The organism is Micromonospora sp. NPDC050795 (assembly GCF_044456785.1).
In the GTDB taxonomy this organism is placed as follows: Bacteria; Actinomycetota; Actinomycetes; order Mycobacteriales; family Micromonosporaceae; genus Micromonospora.
On the sequence record NZ_JBITGE010000005.1, the window covers coordinates 1 to 20,269 of the forward strand.

At 72.0% G+C, this 20,269-nt stretch carries 15 protein-coding genes; 8 read left to right on the forward strand and 7 right to left on the reverse strand.

All coding sequences use genetic code 11. The features are described 5' to 3' along the window. Positions 1-134 precede the first annotated feature (134 nt). The 3 genes from ACIBEF_RS06090 to ACIBEF_RS06100 form a co-directional block, all read right to left on the reverse strand. A complete protein-coding gene (locus ACIBEF_RS06090; protein ID WP_396791613.1) occupies positions 135-422 on the reverse strand; it encodes a hypothetical protein in 288 nt (95 codons plus the stop codon). Beyond that, entirely contained in the window at positions 419-766 is a 348-nt protein-coding gene (locus tag ACIBEF_RS06095; RefSeq protein ID WP_357205810.1) for a PadR family transcriptional regulator, read from the reverse strand. The genes ACIBEF_RS06090 and ACIBEF_RS06095 overlap by 4 nt, the downstream gene beginning before the upstream one ends. A 95-nt stretch (positions 767-861) precedes the next feature. Continuing rightward, entirely contained in the window at positions 862-4,803 is a 3,942-nt protein-coding gene (locus ACIBEF_RS06100; RefSeq protein ID WP_396791616.1) for a ThuA domain-containing protein, read from the reverse strand. 358 nt (positions 4,804-5,161) lie between these two features. Here ACIBEF_RS06100 and ACIBEF_RS06105 point away from each other — a divergent pair, with 358 nt between their 5' ends. Beyond that, the gene (locus tag ACIBEF_RS06105) at positions 5,162-5,452 is read left to right on the forward strand and encodes a DUF1540 domain-containing protein (protein WP_357205816.1); all 291 of its coding nucleotides are present in this window, start codon (positions 5,162-5,164) and stop codon (positions 5,450-5,452) included. Between the two features lie 100 nt (positions 5,453-5,552). On the opposite strand, the gene ACIBEF_RS06110 is transcribed toward ACIBEF_RS06105, so the two are convergent. From ACIBEF_RS06110 to ACIBEF_RS06120, 3 genes are all read right to left on the reverse strand, one after another. Then, complete coding sequence (locus tag ACIBEF_RS06110; protein WP_396791618.1) at positions 5,553-7,013, reverse strand: hypothetical protein; 1,461 nt, start codon at positions 7,011-7,013, stop codon at positions 5,553-5,555. Continuing rightward, entirely contained in the window at positions 7,010-8,866 is a 1,857-nt protein-coding gene (locus ACIBEF_RS06115; protein ID WP_396791928.1) for a dynamin family protein, read from the reverse strand. Before ACIBEF_RS06115 ends, ACIBEF_RS06110 begins: the two co-directional genes overlap by 4 nt. A gap of 115 nt (positions 8,867-8,981) precedes the next feature. After that, positions 8,982-9,866: an IniB N-terminal domain-containing protein gene (locus ACIBEF_RS06120; RefSeq protein ID WP_357205822.1), complete on the reverse strand. Its 885-nt coding sequence runs from the start codon at positions 9,864-9,866 to the stop codon at positions 8,982-8,984. Positions 9,867-10,167: 301 nt separating this feature from the next. Between ACIBEF_RS06120 and ACIBEF_RS06125 the strand changes: the two genes are divergently transcribed. From ACIBEF_RS06125 to ACIBEF_RS06155, 7 genes are all read left to right on the forward strand, one after another. Next, complete coding sequence (locus ACIBEF_RS06125; protein ID WP_396791619.1) at positions 10,168-11,427, forward strand: Hsp70 family protein; 1,260 nt, start codon at positions 10,168-10,170, stop codon at positions 11,425-11,427. A 5-nt stretch (positions 11,428-11,432) separates the two neighbouring features. Continuing rightward, on the forward strand, positions 11,433-14,006 hold the full coding sequence (locus tag ACIBEF_RS06130) for a LuxR C-terminal-related transcriptional regulator (RefSeq protein ID WP_396791620.1): 2,574 nt from the start codon (positions 11,433-11,435) through the stop codon (positions 14,004-14,006). After that, the gene (locus ACIBEF_RS06135; RefSeq protein WP_396791622.1) at positions 14,003-15,955 is read left to right on the forward strand and encodes a nitrate- and nitrite sensing domain-containing protein; all 1,953 of its coding nucleotides are present in this window, start codon (positions 14,003-14,005) and stop codon (positions 15,953-15,955) included. The genes ACIBEF_RS06130 and ACIBEF_RS06135 overlap by 4 nt, the downstream gene beginning before the upstream one ends. Next, positions 15,952-16,401, forward strand: a complete 450-nt coding sequence (locus ACIBEF_RS06140) for a roadblock/LC7 domain-containing protein (RefSeq protein ID WP_396791624.1) — start codon at positions 15,952-15,954, stop codon at positions 16,399-16,401. The genes ACIBEF_RS06135 and ACIBEF_RS06140 overlap by 4 nt, the downstream gene beginning before the upstream one ends. Further along, positions 16,379-16,759, forward strand: coding sequence for a DUF742 domain-containing protein (locus tag ACIBEF_RS06145; protein ID WP_396791625.1), 381 nt, complete (start codon positions 16,379-16,381; stop codon positions 16,757-16,759). Before ACIBEF_RS06140 ends, ACIBEF_RS06145 begins: the two co-directional genes overlap by 23 nt. 107 nt (positions 16,760-16,866) lie before the next feature. Next, entirely contained in the window at positions 16,867-17,571 is a 705-nt protein-coding gene (locus ACIBEF_RS06150) for a cellulose binding domain-containing protein (RefSeq protein WP_396791627.1), read from the forward strand. Between the two features lie 100 nt (positions 17,572-17,671). Next, a complete protein-coding gene (locus ACIBEF_RS06155; protein ID WP_396791629.1) occupies positions 17,672-19,588 on the forward strand; it encodes a glycerophosphodiester phosphodiesterase in 1,917 nt (638 codons plus the stop codon). Positions 19,589-19,638: 50 nt separating this feature from the next. Here the strand turns inward: ACIBEF_RS06155 and ACIBEF_RS06160 are convergent, their stop codons facing one another. Further along, positions 19,639-20,235, reverse strand: coding sequence for a hypothetical protein (locus ACIBEF_RS06160; RefSeq protein WP_396791631.1), 597 nt, complete (start codon positions 20,233-20,235; stop codon positions 19,639-19,641). Positions 20,236-20,269 lie beyond the last annotated feature (34 nt).

The following is a 20,269-nucleotide window of genomic DNA, read 5'->3' on the forward strand; positions in this document are numbered from 1 at the left end:
AACGCGGCTTCAACCGACGCAAACACTGGCGCGGCCTCGCCACCCGCTACGACAAACTCGCCACCCATTTCCAGGCCACCCTCGACCTGGTCGAAACCCTTGACTGGCTACGCGCCGTCCCCGACCACCAAGATCTACGAGACAGAACCTAGGGCCAGCAGGACGACTCCGACCAGCAGGCCGGTCACCGTCGCCGCATCAGCCCAGCTCGGCTCGGTGAACCCCCGTGCGCCCACCCGCAGCCGCGCCCGCAGGCCGGCACCGACCAGATTCCGCACGTCGGCGACGTCAGGTCGCCGCTGACCCGGTCGCGCACCGGCGAGGAGCACGGCCAGCATCTCGTCCTCGTACACCCGACGGTGTTCCCAGGGATAGACGGCCAGCAGTCGCCGATAACCGCGCTCCAGTTCGTCACCGCTCACGCCGCACCCCCGTCGGTCAGTAGGCCGCCTCGACGCAGCCGCACCCGAGCGGCGTCCGCGTTGTGTCGCAGGCGGGCCGCCTCTTCGCTGAGCCGCCGCGCGCCCAGCGCGGTGAGGCGGTAGTAGCGGCGCAGCCGGGACTGCACGACCTCCTCGCGCTCGACCTCGATGAGGCCGTCGACGCGGAGTCGGTCGAGGACCGCGTAGAGGGTGCCGGCGCGCAGGCGCACCCGGCCGTCGGAGATGCGCAGCACGTCTTCGATGACGGCGTACCCATGCATGGGCGCCTCCGCCAGCGCCGTGAGCACCAGGAACGTCGGTTCCCGCAGTGGAGCCTCAGCCATGCCAGGGAGCATATACCGATAGTCGGTATATGCAAGGCCGTGAAAGCGACGTGGCCGGCACGGATCCCCGTGCCGGCCACGTCATCGGTGGTGGTTCAGCTGGCGTAGGCCTCCAGCTCCCAGAGCGAGTGGCCATATCCGGTGCCCCGGGCCGTGCCAAGGATCCGCAGGTAGCGGCCGTTGGCGCCGAGGGCGGTGTGCTCGTCCACGCCGCCGTCGGCCCCGGTCACCGTCTTCACCGTGGTCCAGGTGGTGCCGTCGTTCGACGTCTGGATCTGGTACGCGCTGCTGTACGCCGCCTCCCAGCTCAGCTTGACCCGACCGATCGCGGTGGGGCTGCCGAGGTCGACGCGGATCCACTGCGGGTCGGAGAACGTGCTCGACCAGCGGGTGGTGAGGCTGCCGTCGACCGCCTGGGCGCCGGACACGTCGGCCCCCTCGTTGCTGGACGTCGACGTCGGCTTGTTCAGCAGCAGGTTGCCGCCGGTCGGGCTTCCGGTGCCGCCGTACACCTCGAACTCGAACAGCGAGTAGCCCCAGGCGGTCCCCCGGGTGGTGCCGAGGAGCCGGATGTACCGGCCGGAGCCGCTGAGCCCGGTCAGGTCGTCCACCCCGCCGTCACCGCCGGTCACCGTACGGATCGTGGTGAAGTTGACCCCGTCCGGCGAGGTCTGGATCTGGTAGCCACTGCCGTATGCCGCCTCCCAGGTCAGCTTGACCCGGTTGATGGCGTACGTGGCGCCGAGGTCCACGTCGATCCACTGTGGGTCCCCGAAGGCGCTGCCCCACCGGGTTCCGGCCACGCCGTCGAACGCGTTCGCCGCGGTGAACGCGCCCTCGAAGCTGGACGCGCGCGCCGGCTTGCCCCGGGCCAGGTTGGCGCCCGGCTCGGGATCCGGGTCCGGGTCCGGGTCAGGTCCGGGACCGCCGGGGCTCGTGGAGAGCGTGAACTCGTCGATGTCGAAGTACGGGCCGGTGCCCTTGAAGACCAGGAACAGGGTCCGGGTGCCGGTCGGGGCGGTGACCCCACCGGTGACCGTGGCGAAGTTGGCGTACCCGCCGGTGGAGGTGACGGTGGCCGAACCGACGAGCGGGCCGGTGGGCGAGTCGACCCGCAACTCCAACGTGCCGCCGCCACCGGCCGGTGCGCCGACCCGGGCGCTGAACGACTGGACGCCGGTCAGGTTGTACGGGCGGAAGGAGATCCAGTCGTTGTTGTCGACGTAGCCGACCGCCGCGCCGCCGTTGCCCGCTGCCCCGGCGACGATCTGGATGCCGGACGAGTCACCGAAGTGCTCGGCCTGGCGTACCCGAGGTTGCAGGACAGCCTGGGTGTGCGTGGTCAGTGCCGGCTGGCCACCTCCACCCAGGTCGGTGTACTCGGCGTCGATGATGCCGAAGATGTTCGCCGCCGCGTCGTGCTCGCCGTCCTTCGAGGTCTGGATGACCCCGGTGCAGCCCTGCACGCTGCCGAGCTGGTGGCCGTGCGAGTCATGGCCGAGGACGTAGTTCACCTTCACCCGGGCGCAGTTGATCGCGCCGTCCTGGGCGTCGGTGACCGTCACGGAGAACGGCACGGCGTCCCCGAAGGTGAAGGTCTGCCCGTTCAACGGGGTGTTGACGGTGACCACCGGGGCGCTGTTGCCGACAGTGACGACCACGCTCGCGGTGGCCGTCTTTCCGGTGGTGTCCCGGACCGTCAGCGTCGGGCTTCGGGTCCCGTTCGTGGTGTACGTGAAGCTCGGGTTCGCCGCGGTCGAGTCGGTGGTGCCGTTGTTGTCGAAGTCCCAGGCGTAGGTGAACGGGTCCCCGTCCGGGTCGAGGGTGCCGGCCGAGGAGAAGGCCACTGTCAGCGGCGCGGTGCCACTGGTCGGGGTGGCCGAGGCCCTGGCGACGGGTGCTCTGCCCTCGCGGGCGTACTCGATGCGGTAGAGCGCCGAGTTGGCATCGCCGTTGAACCAGCCGGTGCCGTAGTCCAGCACGTAGAGCGCGCCGTCCGGGCCGAACTCCATGTCCATGACCTGGGTGCCGGTCCACGGGAACGGGTTGATCTTCAGCGGCTGGCCGGACGCGTCGAGCTTGATGTTCTTGATCCAGCGGCGACCGAACTCACCGGCGAAGTAGGTCCCGTCGTAGTACTCGGGAAACGCCACGGGCGAGGTGTTGTTGCGGTCGTACCGGTAGACCGGCCCGCCCATCGGCGAGAGGCCACCGCCGGTGAACTCCGGCGGCGAGCCGGAGCCGCCGTACGGCAACCAGGCCGGAACGGCCGGCGGCAGCTGGGTGATGCCGGTGTTGTTGGGCGAGTTGTTCACCGGCCCACCGGCGCAGTTGAACTTCGCCCCGGAGGGCCCGGACGGGAAGGTGTAGTCGTTGTAGGCGTCGTTGCGGGCGGTGCAGTACGGCCAGCCGTAGAAGCCGGGCCTGTCGATCCGGGCGAACTCGACGTTGCCCGCCGGCCCCCGGTTCGGGTCGGCGGTGCCCGCGTCGGGGCCGTAGTCACCGAGGTAGACGATGCCGGTGGCCTTGTCCACGCTCATCCGGAACGGGTTGCGGAAGCCCATCGCGTAGACCTCCGGACGGGTCCGCGCGGTGCCCGGGGCGAACATGTTGCCGGCCGGGATGGTGTAGCCGCCGGCCGCACTCGGCTTGATCCGGAGGACCTTGCCGCGCAGGTCGTTGCTGTTCGCCGAGGTGCGCTGCGCGTCGAACGCCGGGTTACGGCCCGCCCGCTCGTCGATCGGGGTGAAGCCGGCCGAGTCGAACGGGTTGGTGTCGTCGCCTGTGGACAGGTAGAGGTTGCCCGCCGCGTCGAAGTCCATGTCGCCGCCGACGTGGCAGCACATGCCCCGGCTGGTCGGCACGTTGAGGATCAACGTCTCGCTGGCCAGGTTGATGGTGTTGTCCGCGTTCACCGTGAACCGGGCCAACCGGTTGACACCCTCCCAGACGGCGAATTGGGCCGGCGTGCCCTCGGCGGGCGCACCACCGCCAGGGGTGCTCAGTGGTGGGGCGAAGTACGCGTACACCCAGCGGTTGGTGGCGAAGTTCGGGTCGGCCTTGATGCCCTGCAAACCCTCTTCGTCGCCGGTGTAGACCGGCAGGGTGGCGGCGATCTTGGTGTTGCCGGCGGCGTCGGTGTGCCGGATCACGCCGTTGCGGGAGGTGTGCAGCACGCCCCGGTCGGGCAGGACGGTGAGGCTCATCGGCTCGCCGGTCTCGGCCGCGCCCTTGGCCAGCTCCACCTGCTGGAAGCTGCTGGTGACGGTGGGGCCACAGTCGGCGTCGACCGCGCCGGCGGCCGTCTGGATGCCGCCGAGCAGGTGCTGACGGAAGTTCGCCTCGGTGTACGACGCGTCGGTGTGCCCCAGGCCGGTGTACCAGGCTCGGCCGCCGGAGTAGTTCTGGCACCAGGAGATCGGGTGGTCGGCGCCCATGCTGCCGCCGGTGTAGGTGGTCTCGTCCAGGGTGGCCAGCACGTGCGCGTTGCCCCGGGGGTTGGTCCGGTAGTTGTACAACTCGTCGAACCGGCTCCACCGCTGCGGCAGCCCCGCTGTGGACGGGTGCACCTGGTCGGCCACCTTGACCGTGACGTTCTGCTCGGCCGGGTGCGAGGCGAAGTACGCCCCGACCAGTCCCCCGTACCAGGGCCAGTCGTACTCGGTGTCGGAGGCGGAGTGCACGCCGACGTACCCACCGCCGCCGGTGATGTAGCGCTCGAACGCGGCCTGCTGGGCGGCGTTGAGAACGTCACCGGTGGTGGAGAGCCAGATCACCGCGGCGAACCGGTCCAGGTTGGCGTCGGTGAACTGGGCGGCGTCCTCGGTGGCCTCGACGGTGAAGCCGTTTGCCGCACCGAGTTGCTGGATCGCGGCGATGCCCTGCGTGATGGATCCGTGCCGGAACCCGGCGGTCTTGCTGAAGACCAGCACGGTGAACGGTGCGGCACTGGCCGTGGGTGGCGAGGCGACGATGCCGCCCGCCACAAGGATCGCGCTCAGCACGAGGCCGAGCCACGATCTCAGGGATCTGCGCACAGTGGGGTCCTTTCGCGGTGCGGGGGACGGCGTGCGCCGATCACGCCAGGCGGTGGTGGGACGAGACATGTGAATGCATCGTTGCGGTCGGATGACGGGCGCGTCAAGCACTCACCCAGCATCCGTGAGAGCGTTATCTCCGCAGGTCAGGGGCGACTGCATAAAGTGAGATCGAATAACGGTTTTCGGGCCACGATCCACAGTCGTGAGGGCTCCCGTGCCGACACCTGCGCCGGAGTCGCCGGCAATGGTGGTTAGGCAAGGCTGGCCTACACAAAACACCCCAAAAGATAGGGAATTGTCCGGTCGGAGCCGGGTATGGAGATGACCCGGTGCCACCGACGGAAGCGAGATCGCCATGACCGACATGCTGGAGATGCCGCGGGTACACGAGTGCACAGTCACCGACTGCGGCTACAACCACGACGGCTGCCACGCGTTCGCCATCACCATCGGGCAGCAGAACGCCAGCTGCGCCACGTTCATCGACACCTCGGCGAAGGGCGGGCTGGACCGCGTCATCGCCCAGGTCGGTGCCTGCAAGCGGTCCGACTGTCAGCACAACGCCGAGTTGGAGTGCCACGCGCCGTCCATCCGAGTGGGTCCGGGTCAGGACATCGCGGACTGTCAGACGTACGAGCCGCGCTGATCCCGGCGCGACGCGAGTGAGGGATGGCCGCCACTGCCGTCCTTCACTCGCGTCGCGCTGCCGGTGACGCGGGGACGACCATCGGCCTGCCGGCAGGTGCTCAGCGCCCGCCCGCGGCCAGCTCGGCGATCATCCCCTCGCAACTGCGGACGACGACCTGAGCGCCGCGGCGCTGCGCCAGCGGGAGCAGAGGATCCTCCGCCCGGTCCCGCCACCGCCACTGCGCCTCGGCGGCGATCTCCCAGAGTTGCCGCACGTCGGCCTCATGCTCGACACCGAGCCGAGCCGCGAGGCCCACCCCGTCGCCGCCGACCAGCCGTTGCGCCTCGGCGGCCAGCTCCGCGTCGAACCCCAGTCGGGTGTTCCGCAGCGCCACCAGCAGGCGCAGCTCCCGGAACTCGTGCGCGCCGGCGAGGATCTGCTCCACCGCGCCGACCAGCTCGGCGGAGCCCCGGGTGGGCTCGGCCCGCAGCAGCGCGTCCACCGCGGCCAGCGCGGACCGCGCCTTGAGGGCGTCGTGGCGATCGATGAAGGACCGCGTCAGCGACTCACGCAGCTCGGTGAGACCACTTCGCCGAATCAACTCGGCGGAGAGCTTCACCCGGCTGTCGAACCCGCTGCGCACCAGCGTGGCCGCCAGCCGGACACCGAAGATCCCGAACCGGCCCAGCAGTGCGGCGCGCACCTCGGTGTCCAGCCGCACCGGGAGCTCGCCGCGGAGGAAGCGGTCGGCGGAGATGAGGTGGGCGTCCAGCTCCGCCCGGGGCACCTGAGCCAGGGTCGCGAGCGCGGCGAAATCGGATTCACCGAGCAACCGGCCAGCCAGGCCGATCATGCCGCTGCACGCCACGACGTTGACGCTGAGCGCGTTCACCCTCGGGTCGCGGTAGTGCCGGCGAGCGAGCTGGCGGGCCGTGAGCAGGCCGTCGATCCGGCCGCCACCGGTCTCGTCGGCGCGGGACAGCACCATGATCACGTTGACCGGAGCGGACTGCCCGACGGCACTGTCCCGTGCGGACTCCAGCACCCGCAGGTCGCTGTCGCGACCGTCGCGGGTCAGGTACAGCACCGCGTCCGAGTCGCGCAACACCCGCTCCAACACCGGCGCCCGGCCCTGCTCGGCGCCACCGGTGACCGCCGGAGTGTCGATCAGCGTGATCTGCCGCAGCGCCCGCGTCGGCCACCGCACGACGATGTCCCGCACCTCCCCCGCGCCCCAGCCCAGATCCACCCGCAGCCCGGTCGCCGACTTCACCACCGCCAACTCCTGCGGTGGCTGCCCGACCGGGTAGGCGGTGGCGCGCGGCGCGGCACCGTCCTCGTACCAGGTGAAGGCCCGGTCCGCCCGCTCGACCGGCGCGACCTCCTCACCCATCAACGCGTTGAGCACCGTCGACTTGCCCGATCGCCACGGGCCGACGATGGCGATCCGCAACGGCTGCTCCAACCTGGCCACCTGTTGCCGAAGATCGGCGACGGCCCGGGGATTGTCCTGGTACAGCTCGATGGCCTGGTGCAGCAACCCCCACGCCGCCTCGTCCAGGCGCACTCCCACGGTCATGCCTGTGGCTCCAGCAGCAGCGGGGCGGGACGGGCGCCGGTCAACTGCTGAGCCTGCTCGTACACCGCCGCCAACCTGGTCATCTTCAGCCGGATCTCGCGCTGCCGCTGCTCGCGCACCGAGGCATCGGTGTCGGCCTCCTGCTTCGCGCTGCGGAACGACTGCACGATGGCCTCCTGCAGCTCCTCGGTCAGCCCCGTGAAGTGGTCGCGCAGCATCCGCTGCACCTGCCGGGCGGCGTCGCGGCAGTCTCGGATGATCCGGACGAAGAAGTCGTCGACATGCCGCTGGATGGCCGTCTTGACCGTCGCCTGCCGCCGACGGAGCAACTGCTTGCTCTCGTCACGGATGCTCTTGCCGCCGAAGAGCGCCCCGATGCCGACCGAGACCGGATTGATCATTGGCATGCCGGCCAGGGTGGTCGCCAGACCGAACATCAGCATGCCGCCGTACGAGCCCTTCATGCCGGTGAACAGCTTCTGACCGGTGGTGAACCTGTCGATCGTCGGCCGTTGCAGGTCGGGCAGTCGCTCGCCGATGTCGTCCGGCATCGTCATCGACCAGGGCGGCAGCACGTCGTAGCCGTACCTGTCGAAGTTGGCTGCCACCCGCCGGGCGATCCAGTCACAGCGCTGGATCAGCCACTCGTGGTTCGCCTCGGCCGCCTCCACCAGGCTCCGCTCCAGCCAGTCCTGGAAGGTGTCCCAGGCGACCAACGGGTCCGCGGTGTCGAACGCCTCGTCCACCGCCCGCAGGATCTGTCTGGTCCGGTCACGCAGGTCGTACTCAAGGTCGGCGAGCAGGTCGGTGATCTCGTCGGTCAGCGTGTTCTGCCACCGGGTGGAGCACCGGCGCAACTCGTCGACCTCGCGCTGCGCCGCGTGCAGACGGGAGATCGGCCCGGACTGCTCCTCGGCCTCCTGGGTCGCCAACTCGGCGCGCAGCGGCGCGGCCAACTGCTCCACCACCGTCCGGGCCACGGTCTGCACCGCCGCCCGGGCCAGGTGGTCGGCCTTGCCGGCCAGGTCACCGTGCAGGCGGGCGATCAGCGCGGGGAAGCCCGACTCGGCGTTGAGGCCACGGTCGTCGGCGGCGGCCGCGCGCAGTCGCAGCGCCGCCGAAACCGGGATCAGCGTCGCCGGAATCCCCGCCTCGGCCAGGTGCTGCCGGTTGCGCTCGGCGACAGTCCGCCAGTCCGCCACCAGGTCGGTCTTGCTCTGCACCACCACCACGTTCGGATGCGAACGCATGATGTGCAGCAGCATGTTCAGCTCGGCGACCGACAACTCCCGAGTGGAGTCGGAGACAAGCAGCACGGTGTCCGCGCGGGCCGGTGCGGCGACCGAAGCGGCGGTGCCGATGCCGGCGACCTCGTCGGTGCCGGGAGTGTCCACCAGCACCAACCCGGCACCGAGCAGCGCACGGGGCACTCCGATCTCGACGTACGCCGGGCCGCCGCCCGGCCGACGACCGACCAGGCCGGCCACGCCCGCCGCGACCTGGTTAAGCGCCACCGGGGTCCGCTCGACGGCCACCGCGTCGGCGGCGCCGGTGGGGTGCCCCGGGGCTGATGGTGGTGCCTGCGCCACCGCCGCGGCGGGGGCCTCTGCATGCCGCACCACGGTCGGCAGGACTGTCGTCCGGCCGTCGCCGACCGGGCAGGCCGGAGCGTTGATGATCGCGTTGATCAACTGACTCTTGCCCTGGTTCGGCTCGCCGATGACCAGGACACGCAGCGTCGGGTCCAGCAGTTGCGCGCGCTTCTGCCGCACCGTCTGAAGTAGGTCACCGCGACCGTGTGCACTGCACGTGCGGGCGATTTCGTCCAGCACGTCCAACCAGATCCCGGCCATCACCGCACCAAGTGTGCGGATTTCGGCTCAATTATCAAGAGGGACCGGATGTGGAACCGGGAAGGGCCGGATCGCCCGAGACGATCCGGCCCTCCGCTCCGACCGGAAATCCGGATCAGAGCAGACCGCCGGTGATACCCAGCAGCCCGTGATCGGACGAGGCGTGCGAGTCGCCGCCGAGCACACCATCGGTGACCCCACCGGTCACGTCACCGACCGTGTCGGTGACACCGGGGAGGAGGCTGTCCACCTGGTGCGTCACGCCGCCCACCGTCGACGACACGTCGAGCGGCGGGACCCCGCCGACGATGCCGTCGCCATGCCCGAGGCCCAGCCCGCCAAGGGTGTCGTCGACACCGAGGGAGCTGACGACCCCGCCGAGCTGACCGTGGGTGCCGGAGAGGACACCGCCGGTCAGGTCGCCGCCGATCAGGTTCGAGTCAGTGACGCCGAGCAGACCGCTCGGGTCGCCGACGGTGCCGGTGACGTCCCCGAGCACCGGGTCCGCGATCGCGTCCACCGGCTGCACCACGTCGGCGTCGAGGGTGTGCGCCACGTCGGAGACACCGGCCAGGTCGGTGTCGAGGCCGGACGGGCCGACACCCAGACCGATGCCCGGCAGCACGGTGACCCCGGCGGCGGCGGTCGACGGGTCGACAGCGATGGCGCCGAGCACGCCGGCCTTGACGTCCACACCGCTGGGCGAGCTGGTGACGCTGATCTGCTGCGCCACGCTCTGCAACTGACCCACCACGTCGGTGGTGTCGGTGAGCAGCGGGTCCAGCCCGAGCTGCCCGACCGGCGAGGCCAACGGCGCGAGACCGGCACCCGGCGCGTAGTCGACGACCAGCGGTACGACGTCCTGCACGTCCGCAGCGGTGATGTCGGTGAGCCCGGCGCCCCGCAACGCACCCTCGGGGTCGAGGTCGAAGGCCGACCGCGCATCCGGGTTCGTCAGTAGGTCGAGCACGAAGTCGTGGAGCGTCTGCTGCGAGTCCATGTGCCGGTTCTCCTCGGATGTGGCATTGGCGGGGTGTCGTACGTCGACAGTGACGACGCTATTGCCGGGGCTCACCCCCGGGCATCGGGGCTGAGCCCGCATCCGGGTCGGTTGAACTAGGGGCTGCGCCACCTCGTACGTTAGGGGGACAGGGGGAAACCGTCCCGACGAGATTAGGGTCCCGACCAGGGAGTGATCTCTGGTACGAACGTAGGAGCCCGCGGGGTTCGCCGGGGGTGGGTCGTCGGGCAGCCGACGCCATCGCCACCGACCGGCTGACTCACGGGGAGAGACAGAGACGATGCCGTACGTCCTGGGGATAGACATCGGAAGCAGCAACACGGCCGCCGCCGTCGCACGGCGACGCGGCGCGACCTGGACCCGTCCCGAAGCCGTCCCGCTGAGCGCCGGCTCACCTCTCATGCCCTCGGTGTTGTGCCTGGTCGAGGACGGTTCGCTGCGCGTCGGCGAGCCGGTGACCGACGACGGCAGCCGCACCACCCGGGACTTCGTCCACCGCATAGGCGACGACGTGCCGGTGCTGCTCGGCGGCGAACCGTGCGCGCCGCAGACGCTGACCGCCGAACTGGCGGCGTGGGTGGTCGAGCGGGTCCACGCCCTGGAGGGCGGGGCGGCCGAGGCGATCGTGCTCAGCCACCCGGCAGGGTGGCGCCCCTACCGGCGGGAGGTGCTGCACCGGGCCCTGTCGGACCTCGGCCTACGGCACGTGACGTTGCTGCCCCGCACGGTCACGGTCGCCGAGAGCCACGCCGCTCGAGGGTTCGCGGGAAGCACTGCCGTTGTCTACGCCGTCGGGGGCAACAGTTTCGAGGCCGCTCTGGTGCGCCGGACCCCGCGCGGCACGTACGAGACGTTCGGCACCCCGCAGGGTCTCGACTCGATCGGTGGCGCCGACTTCGACGAGGCGCTCGCCGAACATGCCCGTACCGTGCTGGCTCGGGAGTTGGCCGCGACCGGGCGTCGCGGGGCCCAGGCCGCGCTGCGCGGGCTACGCGCGGAGTGTGACCGGGTCAAGCGGGTGCTGACCGTCGACCTCACGGCCGACGTGGTGCTGACCCTGCCGAGCGGCCCGGCGCGGGTGCCGGTGACCCGAGCGCAGTTCGAGGCCATGATCCGCCCGACGGTGCAGGCCACCGTCGACCTCCTGCTCCGGGCCGTGCGCAGTGCCGACCTGACCCCGGCTCAGCTCGACGGCGTCCTGCTGGCCGGCGGCTCCACCCGGGTCCCGCTGGTGACCGAACTGATCGGCGCGGCTCTCGCGGTGCCCGTCGAGGTGGAGCCGGACGCACAGTTGACCGCCGCCACCGGGGCGGCGATGGCCGCCTGCCAGGTGGTGTCACCACGCCCTCGCCAGCCGGCGCCGGCCCGAGTTCCGGCCCCGGTCAGCGGCACCGGGCAGGCCACCCTCCCGGCACCACGCCGCCCTCATCACACCGTTCCGGGCGATCCGCCACCGCGGCCCCCGGTCCGGGTCCTCCCACTGGAACTGCCGAAGCCGTCCCGCCTTGCGCTGGCCCGCGGCCGCGGACGCGAAGGATGACCCCGATGATCATGAATGACCTCGCCGCACCAGGGTTGATCCTGGACAGGGGGTTGCAGGCGCTACTGGACACGGTCGCGCAGGACCCGAGCGGCCCACTCGCCGTCGGCGTCGCCGGCCCGGCCGGTCACGGAAAGACCGCGTTCCTCACCGAGCTGGAGCGCGTTCACCAGCGCGCCGGGATCGCCGTCCGCACGGCCGCCCCGGAGCCGGATGAGCCGGTCGACCCCGACACGGTGGTGCTGGTCGACGACGCGCACCTGCTCGACGACGCACGGACCGAAGCGCTGCTGCGTCTGGTCGCGGGCCGGCGACACCGGCTGGTGGTCGCCCACCGCCCGTGGCCCCGTTCAGCGGCGTTCAGTGAGCTGGTCGACGCTCTGCGACGCGACGGGCAGGCCGTGCTGCTCACACCGTTCACCAGGGAGCAGACCGCCGCCCATCTCGCCACCACGCCCGAGCTGGGCCGCCCGGCCGACCTGGTCGACTTCGTCCACACGCAGACCGCCGGCGTACCCCGCGACGTGGCACGGCTGGCCCGCGGCCTGGCCGGCGCGGAGACCCGGACCGGCACGGTGGACCCACCCCGCTCCGTCATCCTCGAGTTCGGCCCGGACCTGGACGTCCAGCCCGCCGGGGTACGGCGTCTGCTGCTCGCTGTCGCGGCCGGCGGGGCGCTGCCGGTGAGCATGCTCGGCGCGCTGCTGGGCCGGGACCCGGCCGGGGTGGACGAACTGATCGCCACGACCAGGGCGGCCGGGCTGCTCGGCGCGGACGGCCGGCTCGCACCGATCGTCCGGCGGGCCGTCGCGACACTCAGCCCGACCACCGAGCGGACAGCGGTCTGGCGGGGGCTCACCGAGTTGCAACTCGCCCGGGGTGGCGCGGTGCTGCCGCTGGTCCGTTCCCTGCTGGCGCTCGGCGCGCTCGGCGACTGCCCGGCCGCGACCCTGGCCGCCGCGGCGGACGAGGCGCCGGCCGACGAGCCGGCGTTCGCCGCCGAGCTCTTCGCGGCGGCCACGGCGGCCGGCCAGCCGCCCAACGCACGGCAGGCGCTCGCCGCCGCGCTCGCCGGTGACCTCGACGACGCGCTTCGGCTGGCGGACCGACTCCTGGCCACTGCCGCTCCCCCGGATCGCTCCGAGGCGGCCGTGGTCGCCGCCACCGCCCTGGCCCACCGTGGCCACATCGGTCGCAGCGTCGAGCTGTTCCGGTGGTCGGGCACCGCCTCGGCGGCGGCGTTCGCCATCGTCGGCGGGTTGGCCATCGGTGACCCGGCCGCCAGCACCGAGTCACCGGCAGGCGACCCGGCGGGCGACCCGGCGGGCGAACCCCCGACCCTGCACGCCAGCGCCGCCCGACTGATGGCCAACGGTGTACGGGAGAGCGTGACCGGCCCGCCGACCGCCGCGCTCTCCGCGCTCGTGCAGGCCGCCGCGCTGCTGGAGCCGGACGGCCGGGCGGCGCTGCTGCCCGACAGCCCGGCGGCACTCGCCGCGTTGACCGCGGTGCACTGCGGTGAGCTGGAAATCGCCGAGCGGGTGCTGCACCGCGCCCTGGGCGCCGGTGTCGGCGGCCCGCTGATGGCCCGCCGCCACCGGCTGTTGCAGGCCTGGATCCTGATGGTCCGTGGCGAGATCCACGCCGCCGGCGAGCGGCTCGCCACTGTGACGCTCGACGGGCGGCCACTGGAGTCACGCGACCAGCTCTTCGCCGCCGCGATCCGGATGGGCATCGGCCGGCGCAACAGTGACCTCGGGGCGCTCAAGCGTGGTTGGGAACAGGCGCTGGAGGCCGTGGTGCGGCATCCCGTCGACCTGTTCACCCTGCTGCCGTTGGGTGAGCTGGCCATCGCGGGCGCACGGCTGGGTGACCTGGCCCGGCTGGAGCCGTACCTGCACCAGGGTCGTGAGCTCCTCGACCGCCTCGACAACCCAGCATTGTGGAGTGTTCCGCTGCACTGGAGCGGGCTGCACGCCGCCATCCTGACCGGCGAGCCGACGACCGCCGACGGACACGTCACGGCGTTGCTGGCCGCCGCCGGCCACAGCCGGTACGCGGCAGTGGTCGCCGCCGCCGCGGAGAGCTGGGTGGAGGTGCTCCGGGGTGTCGTCGACCCGATCCGGGTGGAGGCCGCCGCCCGAGGGCTGCACGACACCGGGTTGTGCTGGGACGGCGCCCGCCTCGCCGGGCAGGCCGCCATCCGCACCGCGGACCGACGGGCGATGACCGCCCTGCTGGAACGCGCCCGTGCGTTGCAGGGGCGGCCCTCCGGTGGGCAGAGCGGGCAGACACCGACGGCCGGTGCGAGCACGGCGCGGGTCGCCGGCCCCACCCAACACGGCCTGAGCGACCGCGAGTACGAGGTCGCCGAGCTGGTGCTCGCCGGACTGACCTACCGGGAGATCGGCGATCGGCTCTTCATCTCGGCCAAGACTGTCGAACACCACGTGGCGCGGATGCGTAACCGGCTCAACTGCGCCAACCGCACCGAACTGCTGGCGCTGCTGCGCACCCTCGTCGCCGACCGGGCCAGCGACACGGCCGGGCAACCGTGGCCGCAGCGGGCGACCCGATGACCCGGGACGACGTCCGGCTGATCCGGACCAGGCTGGCCGTACTGGCCGCCGTGCTGGTCACGCTCTGGTCGTACGCGGCCTACGTGTCCAGTCAGGACGCCGTCGACCTGCTGCGCGTCCGGGCACTGGCGGACACGCTGGGCCAGCCCATCGACCGCCTGATCCTGAGCCTCCAGACGGAACGCCGGATCACCGCCGAGACGATCGCCGGGGCGGGGCGGACGACGCCCGCGCTGGTCGGGGCCCGCGAAGGCACCGACCGGGCCGCCGCCGAGATCCGCGAGTTCACCAAGGGCCGCGACCTTCGGCTGCTCAGCGCCGGCACCGTCCGCGACCGGGCCGGCGAGCTGGTCCGCCGGCTCGACGGCCTGGGCACGACCCGGTCCCGGGTCGACGCCGGGCGGCTCGACCAGGGCGCGGCAGTCGACGGGTACGACGAGGTCATCGACATCGCCTTCGGGGTGTACGGCCCGGAGTGGGGCGCGTACGAGAGCGGGTTGGCCGCCGAGACCCGCGCGGTGATCGCGCTGGCCCGCGCCCGGGAGCTGCTCGCCCGGGAGGACACCGCGGTCAGCGCGGGCCTGGCCGCCGCGCGGCTCGGCGTCGACGAGCAGCGCAAGCTGACCGCGCTGGTCAGCATCCAGCGGTACGCGCACACCGAGGCCGCGGCCGGGCTCCCGCCCGACGGCGGGGCCGAGCATCAGCGCCTCGCGGCCGGCCCCGAGTTCGCGGCCCTGCTCGCCCTGGAGGACCGGCTGCTGCTCCAGGGCGGCACCGCCAACGCCCTGGCCGGTCTCACCGTCCAGGAATGGCGGCCCGCGGCGGACGCCTCCCTCGGCGCGTTGCAGACAGTCGTGACGAACACCGCCCGCGGCAGCGTCGAGCGGGCCACCCCCGGTGCCGCCATGCTCATCGCGCGTACCGGGGCCGTCGTGGGGCTCGGCCTCATCGTCGTGCTCGTGCTCCTGCTGAGCTGGGCGGGCACCGTCCGACGCCTGACCGACGAACTGACCAGAAGCGGCACCGACCTTCCGACTCCGTTGCCGGGCACGCCGGCCCCACCCCCGACCCCGGCGACGCCGGAGGTTGACACCGAGCGGGAGCTGTTCCTGAGGTTGACCCGACGCAACCAGGTCCTGCTGCGCGACCAGCTCAGCCTGCTGGACGGGATGCAACGTCGGGAACGGTCCACCGAGGAGACCGGCGAGCTGTTCCAACTCGACCACCTCACCACCCGGGTCCGCCGCAACGTGGAGAAGCTGATCACCCTGGCCGGCGCGACACCCGCCCGCCGTTGGCGACGCCCCGTGCCACTGCTCGACGTGGCGCGCGGCGCGGTCGCCGAGGTGCCGGACTACCACCGGGTCCTGATCGCGCCGCACTGGCCGTGGTCGCTCGCGGGCCCGGCCGTCACGGACGTCATCCACCTGCTGGCGGAGCTGATCGAGAACGCGCTGGCCTCCTCCGGGGCGGAGACCACCGTCCGGGTCAGCGGCGAACAGCGACCGCAGGGATGTGCCGTGATCGTCGTCGACGACGGGCCGGGCCTGGACGCCGCCGCGCTGGCCGAGGCGAACCACCTGCTCGGCAGTCCGCCACCGGACGGCCCGGCCGCGGGCCGCACCGGCTGGTACGCGGCCGCCGTACTGGCCGGCCGATGCGGTGCCCACGTCTCGCTGCGCCCCAGCCGGCGCGGCGGGACGACCGCTGTCGTGCTCCTACCCTCCCGGCTGATCACGGTCACCGACACCGGCCGTATCCCGGCCACCGCACCACCCGACAGCCCGTACCCACCGGCCCTCACCGGCGCCGACCTGACCGACCCCGTCGGCGACGGCGCGCTGCCGACGCGGGTCCGCCAGCCCGGGCCGAACGGCCCGGAACACGTCAGGACCAGCCTCGACACGGTTGAGTTGCCGGTCGCCAGAACAGCGAGGAGACAACAATGACGTCTGCAGTGGCCACCGAGGGCGGCCTGACCGACGCCCTGAACGACCTGGTCGACCGGGTGCACGGTGCGGAGTTCGCAGTGGTGCTCTCACCGGACGGGCTGCCGCTCGGTGGCTCGCGGCGGGTGGGGGCGAAGCTGGCCGAGCAGATCTCCGGCGTGGTCGCCGGACTGATCGCGTTGGGACTGGCCGCCACCCGGACCTGTGACGCGGGTGAGCTGCGTCAGGTCGTGGTGCAGATGTCGCGAGCGTTCCTGTTCATCGCCACCATCCCGAACGGGACCATCCTCACCGTGCGGATCGCCGGTGACGACGTGGAGGTCGGTGACATGGCGTACGAGGTGGCGCTCTTCGTGGGGCAGGCCGAGCAGCACCTGCCGATCACGCTGGGCCCGGCCTCCTCGGTGACGATCGGGGACACAGGTGCACTCCAGCGGCGCCACTGACGAGGCGTGGTACGACGACGACGCGGGCCCGGTCGCCCGGCCCTACACGATGACCGGTGGGCGTACCGCGCCCGCACGCGGCCAGTTCGACCTGATCTCGCTGGTCGTCGCCCGGCGGGGGGTCACCCCTCCCACGCCGCTCTTCCCCGAACAGGCGCGGATCCTCGAGCTGTGTCACCATCCAGTGTCGGTGGCCGAGGTAGGTGCCGAATTGGACCTTCCACTGGGGACGGTCCGGGTGCTGCTCGGTGACCTGCTCGCCGCCGGGCTGATCGAGACGCACGAACCGCCGATGCTGTCGGAGCTGCCGACCGAGGACCTGCTCGAGGCGATACTCGTTGGGCTTCGCGGGTTGTGACCGGGCAGGCGCCACCCGCGACCCGGACGGATCGCGGGCACGCACCCGGCGACGAACTGAAAGAGAGACTGGCAGTGCCGGCAACACCACCCCAACCACGCCGTACCGTGGCGATCATCCTGCTGGATCGGGTCGTGGCCCTCGTCACGGCCGCACGGCGGGTGCTCACCGGTCGGGAGGACGTCTCGCGGGCCACCTGGGTGGCTGTTGTCGCGGCGCTCGGGGTGCTGATCGCGACGGCCGTGTCCGTCGTCGGGGTGCTGCGCACGCCGGAGAAGCTGACGCCGGTGACCCTCGACCCGCCGCCGTCGAACGAGCAGGTGGGCGCGTCGCCGTCCGCCACCCCCCGCGCGCAGGCGCGACCGGCGCTCACCAGCCCGGCGGTGGCCGCGCCCCCGTCCGCCTCGGCCTCGTCGGTCCCACCGGCCGTCGCGTCGTCGACCCGGCCCACGCCGACCGGTGCCACCGCCGAACCCACCCCGGCGGCCCTGGGCGCGGACTTCGCCATCACTGACAACGCCCTGCTCAGCTACGGCGCGACAGTGACGATCAGCAATCCCGGCCCGGTCCCGGCGCCGGGGTGGACGCTGGTCGTCACCCTGCCCCGGGAGTCGCTGGGCGTCAGCGGGGTCGAGGGGGCACAGGCCAGCCGGGACGGTGCGGTGTGGACGTTCGTGCCGGACCCGAACACCGGTCAGGTGCCCGGCAGCGCCTCGGTCCGGGTGACGTTCCGGGTCAATGGATCGTTGACCGGTGCCGCCCCCAGGGCGTGCACGATCGACGGGGTCGCCTGCTCCGGCCTGCCGAACTGACCAGCCTGGAACGCCCGGGTCGAGCGCGGTACACCCGGCGTTCCGGCGGCAGCCATGCTTGATTGATCATCAGTTCGGGCGTGCTTCGTACCGTGCGACCATGACTGTCCCACCCGCATCACCGTCGCCTCGCCGCGTCGGGTCACGCCTCGGCGCCCTGGGTGCCCGGGCCGCCGCCGCCGTCGCCGCTCTCGCCGTCACCGGCGCTGCCGTCGCGGTCGCCGTCGCCACCTCGTCGCCCGCCACCGCCGAGCCGGGCAGCGTCGTCGTCTCGGAGAACTTCTCGGCCGGGTCGCTGCCCGCCGGTTGGCATGCGGTCGACGGCACCTGGAAGGTCGAGAACGGCCGACTGTACGGAACCTCCGCCAGCTCCAGCGAGAACAACAAGATCACCTTCGGTCGGCACCTGAACGACTTCCGCCTCGAGGCGACCATGCGCTTCGAGTCGGTCTCGGCCACCACCCGCTGGGCCTCGCTCGGCATCGACGTCCCCGCCAGCGGCGCGACCCCCTGGTGGATCGCCACCATGCGCAGCGGCACCACCGCCGCCAACGGGCTCGAATTCGCCCAGCGGACCGCTGCCAACGCCTGGGTCGTGACGAACACCGCCTCCGCCCCGTCCGCCGCCGGCACCGGTCGGGACGTACGCGTCGCCGTCGAGGTGCACGGCAACCAGGCCCGTTGGATCTTCGACGGGCGGGAGGCGATGCGGACCAGCAGCCTCCAGCGTTCCGCCGACGGCGTCCAGGGGCTCTTCGTCAACGGCGCGACCGTGTCGTACGACGACGTCACCGTCACCGAGCTGGCGCCGAACGGCTACCTCCGCCCCGAGGGCAGCCCGTTCACCGTGATCGCCCACCGGGGCGCGTCCGCCGCCGCACCGGAGAACACCCTCGTCGCCCAGGAGATCGCCCGTAGGGGCGGCGCCGACTGGATCGAGAACGACGTCCAGCCGAGCAGGGACGGTGTCCCGTTCATCCTGCACGACGGCACCGTCGACCGGACCACCGACGGCACCGGCAACATCCGGGACCTGACCGCCGCGCAGATCAAGGCGCTCGACGCCGGTTCCTGGTTCGGCCCGCAGTACGTCGGCGAGCGGGTGCCCACCCTCGCCGAGCAGCTCGCCGACCTGCGGACGCGGGGTGGCAACCTGCTCGTGGAGATCAAGGGCAAGCACACCCGCGACGAGGTCGCCACGATCATCCAGGTGATCCGGACCGAGCAGATGATGGGCCGGGTCTTCATCCAGAGCTTCGAGGTCGACGCTCTGAAGTACACCTACGAGATCGCCCCCGAGCTGCCGCTCGGCCTGCTCCGCAGCACCCTGGACGCCGACCCGGTGGCGATTGCGAAGGAGCTGCACCTGACCGCGTACAACCCGGACGGCAACGCGCTGTTGGCCAAGCCCGAGGTCGTCGCCCCGCTGCACGCAGCCGGGGTCGCCGTGATGGCGTGGACGATGGACTCCGCCGGCTTGTGGCAGCGGCTGGAGCGGATCGGCACCGACGCGATCATCACCAACCGGGCGGCGGAACTGGTCGGCTGGAACTCGGCGTTCGTCCAGCGGGCCCCCGCCGACCCGACCGTGCAGATCACCTCGCCGACCGGCGGGGCTCGGCTGGACCGGGCGCAGTCACCGGTGATCGCGGTCGCCGCGACCAACGCCGACACCGTCACCGTGACGCTGGACGGTAAGAAGTGGGCCGCCGGGCGCAAGCTCGACCTGGCCAAGCTGACCGCCGGCCGGCACACCATCACCACCGAGGCGACCGGGCCCGAGGGCACCGCCACGGCGACCAGCACCTTCACCGTGACGGTGAGCCAGGCTGGCCTCGGCTACCTGATCCTCACCTCGGGCGCGGACCCGGCCGCCGTCACGGCGATGACCACCAAGCTGGCCCACACCCAGTACGCCGAGCTGGCCACCTACGCCGACCGGCAGGCCGGCAAGCTGGTGCCGGCGGAGGTCGCGAGTGTCATCGCCGCCGACGCCCGAACCCTCGCCCTGAAGTAGCGACTCGAAGGGTGGCGCTGGCCTGATGGGGCCAGCGCCGCCCCCGGTCGTCAGTAGATGCCGACCGGTGACCCGGCATGTTCGCCCCGCCGTCGTACCAGCGGCAGCGCCGGGGCCAACGCCAGCGCCATGCACAGGCCGCCGATGGGAAGCAGGTCGAGGGTGACCGCCGGCAGGACGATGCCGACGAGGAGCAGCGGCACGCTCCACCACGGCAGCCGCCGTCGGGCGGCGAGCATGCCCGTGAGCACGAGCAGGCCGAGGAAGAAGAACTGGGGTACGACGTCGTAGAAGGCCACCTCCACGCCGGGGATGTCTTTGAATTCCGCGCCGAGCCTCGACATCTCCGCCCGGTCCTCGGCCAGCAGCCCCTCGACGATGTCCGCGCCGAACTGCACCATCGTCGCGGCGAGGCCGACGAACGTGCCGGCCACCACCCCGGTGCGCCACGGACTGCGGGGCAGCAGGCGGGACAGCGCGAGCACACCCGGGACGAAGCAGACCATGCCGGCGAGGGCCGCCAAGTGGGCGGCCTGCCAGTCTAGCCCGGGGCCGTACACCCCGTCGGACTTTCCCCACAGCCGGACCAGTCCGTAGGCCACGATGCCGACCGGGCCGGCGATCACGTAGAGCGCAGCGCGTTTCATGCCAGTCAGCATGTGACCGCCGACGCCTGCCGAC